We start from the raw sequence: 7078 nt of genomic DNA, 5'->3' as shown, positions 1-7078 counted from the left end.
TGTAAGCTTTAGTGTTGTTTTCGTTTAAAAGAGTCTCTATTTGAATTCTCTCCTTTAAGGTAAGTCGTTTATGTTTTTTTACTTCCATTGTAACAAATCTATAAATTTAGATTTGTTGCGTTAAGTTATTGAATTCGGAGTGTGTTTCTCATATGTATGCTAACGTGTTTGTGTATGATTTCGTTGCGTGTTTCAGCAACTAAATTAGTAAACTAAAACGAACCAGAGGAAATTCCGAAGGAATTTCCAAGTAGGCTAGGACTAGCAATGAATTATACACGATGTTACCTGCTGGCTTTATTCCGCTCGTTTTATTTTCATTCCGATTTCTTTGTCAATATCTTTTAAAGTACTGCTTTCGGTTAAATTCAATTTCGATAGTATATTATTCAGAATCGGTCGGCAAAAATCCGTTCCATTTTTTGTTCCAACGCAATTTACACAAGCCCAAGTATTGATAAAAATATAGTTTCCAACAATAATTATATCTCCTCCAATACTTTCATCAACACAACTTGAGGTAAATTTTGTTTTTTTTGAAACTTCTTCGCAATATTTTAAGTCCGAAAGATTATAAATTTCAAAGTCAATTGCAGGAAACCAAGGCTCATTATAAACTTCTTTCCTTAATTTGTCAGGTATAGATTTCGTTCTCAAAAATTCAATTTGTCCAATCGGTTTTAATGTATTTCGGGTGTCTTTAAAATCATAATCAATTTTATAAGTCCAGTATTTTATTTCATTAATATCAGATTCCGAATTGCAAGATAAAAGCAATGTTGTTAGTAAAAAGAACAGAATTTTCGGCATTCTCGATGTTGGTTTTAGCTTGCAGGTAACGTTTATGTATAAGAATAGTTGCGGGTTTGTATGCGAGGATTTTCCGCAGGAAAATCAGACGTAGCAAAAGCGCACGGACTCTTGATTAAGCACTAAACTAAGCATTATTTTTATACGATGTTGGCAACTGTGTTTTATTTTATTAATTCAATTCCTTTAATCACATCTCGGAAAAATAATTCTAATTCCGTTTTACTTTTTTCAATTTGTTCAGCTTTTGTGATTTCCGTTTTGTTTATATCAAATAGTTTAGTTTTTGAATCAGAATACGATAAATAACGAACTATAGAATCCGTTTTATAGCCTTCCACATAGTATGGCTTGTCATATTCGTATTTTAACTGCTTGACGAATTTAAAAACCATCTTTCCGTTTTTTTCCGTCCAATAAGTATAATTCAGTTTTCCAGTTTCTCCATACAGCCAAAAGTCATAAACGACATAATCGAAGTTTTTATCGTGGAATACTGTTAATTCGCCACCATCAGCAGAATGGTCGCTAAGTTCAAAAGTGTCAGTCCCAAATTCCGCTTTATTTTTTTCAAAATCTTTAATTAACTCGAAGTCTTTAAGTTCAGAAACTGACTTTTCAATTTTTACACTTTCCGTTTTCTTTTTAGATTTTTGTTTTTCTCCGCAAGAGTAAAATCCGATTATTAGAAAAATGATTAATACTTTGTTCATAGGTTCTTGGACATTGTTGCCAACGTGTTTGTATATGGTTTGTTGCGTGGTTAAGAACGTAATTTAGCAAATAAAAACCGAATAGAAAATCCGCGAGGGTTTTCGTAAGCAGGCTAGAACTAGCAATAAATTATATACGGTGTTACCCAACGTTTTTTCACTATTCAGATTGTTCCTAATTCAAATGCTGTTTGTAATTCTTGATAAGGTACTCTATAAATTTATTTATCTCACTTGAATTTGTTGGTCTCTGATTAAATAGAATTATAATTGCAACCTTTTCATCTGGCACTATAGCTGTTCTACCAAAAAACACATCTCCACTTCCGTCGTGAGTACTAATGCTATAAGAATCTAATTTATCTGATTCCCAACCATAGTTCCATTTTTTAAATGAGTTATGTAATTGCTTGTAACTCGTACTCTTTAAAAAATTTTCCTTACCTAATAATCCATTTAAGTGTAATTGTACATACAATGAGTACTCAAAAGTTGACATAGATAATCCCCAACAAGGTAGCTGGAAATCCGAATAATAATTATCTTCGGATAGGTTGAATATATTTTTATCATTTGATGACATATTATGTCCCCAAGTATCGTTTTCATTATTTATGTTTGGATATCCAACTGAATAATTCAATGATAAAGAATCTAGAGTTTTATTCATTAAAATTTCAAAATCAACTCCTGCTGTTTTTTCTAGCATTAATCCAGTCATTATATAACCAACATTAGAATAGGTGTTTTTAGGTTTTCGAGATTTTGTTAATGATAATTTAGCTAGTTCATACCTTTTATTTGATTTTGTTAAATCAGAATCTATTTTAGTTTTATTATAAATATAAAAATCATTAATTCTAGCTTTATGAGAGAGTAATTCGCCCAAAGTGATTTGTGAATATTTATCAGCGTTTTTAATTTGTAATAATTCTGGAAACACGTCAAAAAATCTTGTATCAAAACTAATTAAACTGTCTTCTTCCATTTTTTTTGCAATTAAAGAAGTAAATGATTTGGTTAAGGAAGCAAGAAAGAAGTTGTTTTGTAAAGTTATCTTTTGATTGTGATTATATTTTAATGTTCCAGCAACACCATAATATATAGAATCTTGTTGAACAATCGAGACAGTCATTCCAACAAAATTATATTTGGATATATAGTCATTACTTAATGAATCTAACCATTTATTATTCTGTTGAGAAAAACTAAAATTGAAAATAAATATGAATAAAATAAATAATTTCATTGATTGATACATACTCTGATTTTTTTCAGTTTTGAGTGAGTTTTTAAATGTTGGGTAACGTTGTTGTATATGGTTTGTTGCGTGTTTCAAGCAACTAATTTAGTAAATAATTACCGACCAAGAAAGTCCGCGAGGACTTTCGTAAGTAAGCGAGAACCAAGCAATAAATTATATACGGTGTTGTGTACAGTTATTTATTCGTATTCATATATAAATTCATTTCTCAATTTTTCCATTCGAGCAAACTCTTTTTTACTTTTAAGTTTTCCGTTTTTGTCATAAATGAATTGAGTATATTCTATGACAACATTTTTTTTCTTATAAACTTTCTCAATTTTACTTATTCCAAATTCGTTGTATTCATATCGGTAAAATTCGTGGTCGCTGTCATCTCTTTTTATTAAATGACCTTTTTTATCGTATTCGTAAGTGAATTTTTTTCGATATTTTTTTCTGGTCGGAAAAGTTTCGGAAATCAAAAGTCCGTTTTTGAAATCACTTATTCTATATAAAACAGAATCTCTATAATGTTCAATTCGGTTAAGTTTTCCAAATAGATTGTATTTGTAATAATTCTTTCCGTCTAAATCTGTTATGAAGTTTAGTTTGCCTTTTCTCCTATATTCTTTTTGTATAGTGGTTGTGATTCTTTTAAAATCAGGTTCGTACTTTAATAAAACAATACTGTCAGGATTTTGATAATTGTCATAATAGGTTTTTATTATTCCATTTCCCATTCCAACCTCATAGTTTTTATAATTCCATTTTTGTTTTACGTCTGAAAACTTTCCGGTCGAAATGAAAAAATGCCCAAACTTGGATGAATCATTTAAAAATTCCAATTTCTCATAGAAAAATCCACTTTTGTATTCAGTTAGTTGCGTCCAAAGAGTAGTATCGTTTGTTTTCGGATTAATGTTCCATTCATATCTTATAGATTTAACTTCGGATGAGTCAATTCTTACTTGCGAAAAACTCGAAGTAGAAACAGAAATTAAAATGATAAGCAGAAAGTTTCTCATAATTGTACACAACGTGTTCGTGTATGATTTCGTTGCGTGTTTAAGTAACTAAAATAGCAAAAGAAAACGAACCAGAGGAAATTCCGAAGGAATTTCCAAGTAGGCTAGAACTAGCAATGAATTATACACGGTGTTAGCAAACGTATTTATTTCAGTAACTTATTCCAGTTACAATTATTCTTTTTATAAAATAGTCAGAGTAATTCAGATTCGAATCCAACATTCTATTTACCATTATTTCGGGTTGAACAGGTCCAGCAGAATTCGCAATGTCTAAATAATCGGTTATAAATCTATTTTTTGGGCAAGTTTCTTTCAGTGCTAACCAAAATCGTCCGTTATAATTTAGGTCAGTCCAAGTGTAAAAATTTCGCATAATAGAATCCTTATTTTTTTCATCTTGAGTTCTGTACGAAGTCCAAGATTTTCTTTTTCTAAAAGTATCTATGTCCAAGTATTTGTATTGCCTAACAATCTTTGGGTCTTCATTTGTTTCTATCCAAACTGAATCCACGTAACTATAGATTTCGTGTTTTAAATGACTTTTTTCAAAACGAGATTTGTCAAACTTCGGCAGTTTGTTCCAGCTTTGAGATTTACTGTCACGCATTTCAGTCAGAAGTCTTTCGTAAGCCTGCTCGTTGGTAAGTTCGGGATATTTAGTTTTTAAAAATCCGTTTTCAAAATCTGAAACCATTAAAGTCAAAGTTTCGCTATTTTCTTTTCCTAAAATTTTTTCAAATTCCGAAATCTGTTCTTTATTTGAACAGCTAAAAATCAGAAGTAGGAATATGAAGGTTTTTAAGATTTTCATTGGTTGGTCATATGTTTGCTAACGTGTTTGTATATGGTTTGTTGCGTGTTTAAGCACTAAATTTAGCAAATAAAAACCGAATAGAAAATCCGCGAGGGTTTTCGTAAGCAGGCAAGAACTAGCAATAAATTATATACGGTGTTGTGCGTTCGTTTTTTTTACATTTAACTTTCCCAAGCAATAGATAAATTTTTCTGTCGATTCATATTAACGACTAATAATTGGTCAGATATTTCATCATCTAAACAATAATCAAATACAACCAAATCGGAATAAAAACTGATTGTTACTATTTTCAGTAAGTGCATTAATTTTACTAAATTATTTATTTCTGTGTCGTCAGAATCTATTATATCTTCAAAATCATCCTCCAATTCTTCTAAATGATAAGACAAATATTCAAATGTATTTCCACTCGTATTTTCAAAATCATTTGTTATAAAACTTCTATTTTGTTTATCAAATTCAGGTAAATTTTCTAACACGTTTTTTATTATATTGAATTGTTCTTTATCAGCAATTTGCATTTCATTTAGAAAAACATTGATTTCTTTTCCATTATATTCAAGTTCAGTTTCATATTCGTCCTGCAAATTATGAATATCAATTTCTTCTTTAAAATAAGGCAATTTTAATTTTTCCATCTTTTCTAATTTAATTCCGATTCTCAGAGTTGTTCGCTCAAATGACGCACAACGTGTTTGTATATGGTTTGTTGCGTGGTTAAGTACGTAATTTAGTAAATAAAAACCGAATAGAAAATCCGCGAGGGTTTTCGTAAGCAGGCTAGAACTAGCAATAAATTATATACGGTGTTGGCAAATCGTTATTATATTCCTAAATTCCAACCTAATATTAATTTTATAGTATTAGTTTTTACTGTTCCTTCAGTGGTTTTTGGGACATCACCTGTATCTATAACACCAAAATCATCTCTAATCTCAATAGTTAAGGCGTTTTTTTCATTAAGAGAAATATTCGTTCCAATTCCAATAGAGAGTCCGAAATCAATTTTTTTCTGTTCTGATGAAAAATCACTATTGTCAATCGGATAATCTGGCTCAATTTTATTATTTAATAAATAGTTAAAAAATGGACCACCATTTGCGAAAAATTTTGAATTTCCAAATTCATATTTTAATAGAATAGGTACATTTATATATTCATATATATTTCTGAAATTTTCCTTTCCAATTTCTTGGACTTCATTATTAAAGTATGTCAGTTGCAGTTTCTCTATTTTCCTTTCGTAGTTGATGTTCAACTTTAAGGATAGTTTTTCTTTTAGATAATAGTCAAACGTAACTCCGAATAAATATCCTACTTTAAAGATACTATTTTTGGCCAATTCGTTTCCTCTAATATCTGGATAGTTAATTCCCGCATTTATTCCAATTTTAATTTCATTTTGAGCACTTAAATTCATTGAAAATATTAATCCTAACACGATTAATGATAATTTACTTTTGTTCATATAAGTATTATAGTTTTGAGTGAGTTCTAATGTTTGCCAACGTGTTTGTATATGATTAGTGGCGTGTTTAAGCACCTAATTTAGCAAATAAAAACCGAATAGAAAATCCGCAAGGGTTTTCGTAAGCAAGCTAAAACCAGCCATTAATTATATACGGTGTTGGCAATAGTTATTTATTTTCAATTCGGAATTCCGTTCTATGTTTTACTAATTAAACGATGTTTTAATTCTTTTCCATATTGAATTATTTTTATTCAAAAGCGTGATTATTTTTTCTGCTCTTTCAGCAATGTTTTTATAATATTGATAATCATTTTCAACCTCACTATATTTTTTTCCTAAACTCTCTCTTTGGTTATTTATAAAATTCAAATCGCTATCGTGAATAATTGTCATCAATCGTTTTTTTTCAAATCCGTTGAACTTAAAATTGTCTTCATTAATTATATTTTCCAATTCGATTATTAGTTCCTCACGATATTCGTGGTGATTGTCAGATTCGTCAAATTCAAATTCCTTTAATAGACAAGAAATAGCAGAAATTTGATTCAAGTCAGTTGATTTTGCCAAAATTTTAATTAATTCAGATTGAGTTGGTTTTGGAAACTTGAATAATATTGGATTTCCGCCTCCGTGATATTCCGAATCAAGTTGAATTTTTAACCATTCCGATTTGTCTCTTTTGTCAATATATTTAGTTTCCCATCCGTCACTTTCTATTTCGGTCATTTCCGATGTCAATTTTTCAATTGATTTTCTATTTGTGATAAAATTTTCGATGTTCATTTTAATTATTGCCAACGTGTTTGTATATGATTAGTGGCGTGTTTCAGCACCTAATTTAGTAAATAAAAACGGAATAGAAAATCTGCAAAGATTTTCGTAAGCAAGCTATAACTAGCCATTAATTATATACGTTGTTATCTATAGGTCTTTTCATAGTTAGCCAGAGTTCAGATGTTTAAATTTTTATATAAATATAATTTAGGAATTCTG

The 7078-nt window shown here is 29.5% G+C and carries 8 protein-coding genes; all 8 read right to left on the bottom strand.

The window, feature by feature from the left end; genetic code table 11:
• Nucleotides 1-297: 297 nt before the first annotated feature.
• Nucleotides 298-810 (bottom strand): hypothetical protein, encoded by a 513-nt coding sequence (locus ACVCXO_RS00590; protein ID WP_452227658.1) that lies wholly within the window; start codon nucleotides 808-810, stop codon nucleotides 298-300.
• A gap of 164 nt (nucleotides 811-974) precedes the next feature.
• Nucleotides 975-1523: a hypothetical protein gene (locus ACVCXO_RS00585; protein WP_452227657.1), complete on the bottom strand. Its 549-nt coding sequence runs from the start codon at nucleotides 1521-1523 to the stop codon at nucleotides 975-977.
• A 175-nt stretch (nucleotides 1524-1698) separates the two neighbouring features.
• The gene (locus ACVCXO_RS00580) at nucleotides 1699-2862 is read right to left on the bottom strand and encodes a serine hydrolase domain-containing protein (RefSeq protein WP_452227656.1); all 1164 of its coding nucleotides are present in this window, start codon (nucleotides 2860-2862) and stop codon (nucleotides 1699-1701) included.
• A gap of 104 nt (nucleotides 2863-2966) precedes the next feature.
• Nucleotides 2967-3794 (bottom strand): hypothetical protein, encoded by an 828-nt coding sequence (locus ACVCXO_RS00575; RefSeq protein ID WP_452227655.1) that lies wholly within the window; start codon nucleotides 3792-3794, stop codon nucleotides 2967-2969.
• A gap of 151 nt (nucleotides 3795-3945) precedes the next feature.
• Nucleotides 3946-4608 (bottom strand): hypothetical protein, encoded by a 663-nt coding sequence (locus ACVCXO_RS00570; protein WP_452227654.1) that lies wholly within the window; start codon nucleotides 4606-4608, stop codon nucleotides 3946-3948.
• Nucleotides 4609-4772: 164 nt separating this feature from the next.
• A complete protein-coding gene (locus ACVCXO_RS00565; protein ID WP_452227653.1) occupies nucleotides 4773-5252 on the bottom strand; it encodes a hypothetical protein in 480 nt (159 codons plus the stop codon).
• Between the two features lie 185 nt (nucleotides 5253-5437).
• A complete protein-coding gene (locus ACVCXO_RS00560; RefSeq protein WP_452227652.1) occupies nucleotides 5438-6082 on the bottom strand; it encodes a porin family protein in 645 nt (214 codons plus the stop codon).
• A gap of 207 nt (nucleotides 6083-6289) precedes the next feature.
• The gene (locus tag ACVCXO_RS00555) at nucleotides 6290-6811 is read right to left on the bottom strand and encodes a hypothetical protein (protein WP_452227651.1); all 522 of its coding nucleotides are present in this window, start codon (nucleotides 6809-6811) and stop codon (nucleotides 6290-6292) included.
• Between the last annotated feature and the right edge of the window lie 267 nt (nucleotides 6812-7078).

The organism is Lacinutrix sp. MEBiC02404 (assembly GCF_053601575.1).
Note: the sequence above shows the minus strand (reverse complement) of the source record. Positions and strands in the feature narration are given on the sequence as shown.

Bases quoted from the DNA above. Each gene is read 5' to 3' on its own strand.
- ACVCXO_RS00590 (WP_452227658.1), bottom strand. From the start codon at position 810: ATGCCGAAAATTCTGTTCTTTTTACTAACAACATTGCTTTTATCTTGC.
- ACVCXO_RS00585 (WP_452227657.1), bottom strand. From the start codon at position 1,523: ATGAACAAAGTATTAATCATTTTTCTAATAATCGGATTTTACTCTTGC.
- ACVCXO_RS00575 (WP_452227655.1), bottom strand. From the start codon at position 3,794: ATGAGAAACTTTCTGCTTATCATTTTAATTTCTGTTTCTACTTCGAGT.
- ACVCXO_RS00570 (WP_452227654.1), bottom strand. From the start codon at position 4,608: ATGAAAATCTTAAAAACCTTCATATTCCTACTTCTGATTTTTAGCTGT.
- ACVCXO_RS00565 (WP_452227653.1), bottom strand. From the start codon at position 5,252: ATGGAAAAATTAAAATTGCCTTATTTTAAAGAAGAAATTGATATTCAT.
- ACVCXO_RS00560 (WP_452227652.1), bottom strand. From the start codon at position 6,082: ATGAACAAAAGTAAATTATCATTAATCGTGTTAGGATTAATATTTTCA.
- ACVCXO_RS00555 (WP_452227651.1), bottom strand. From the start codon at position 6,811: ATGACCGAAATAGAAAGTGACGGATGGGAAACTAAATATATTGACAAA.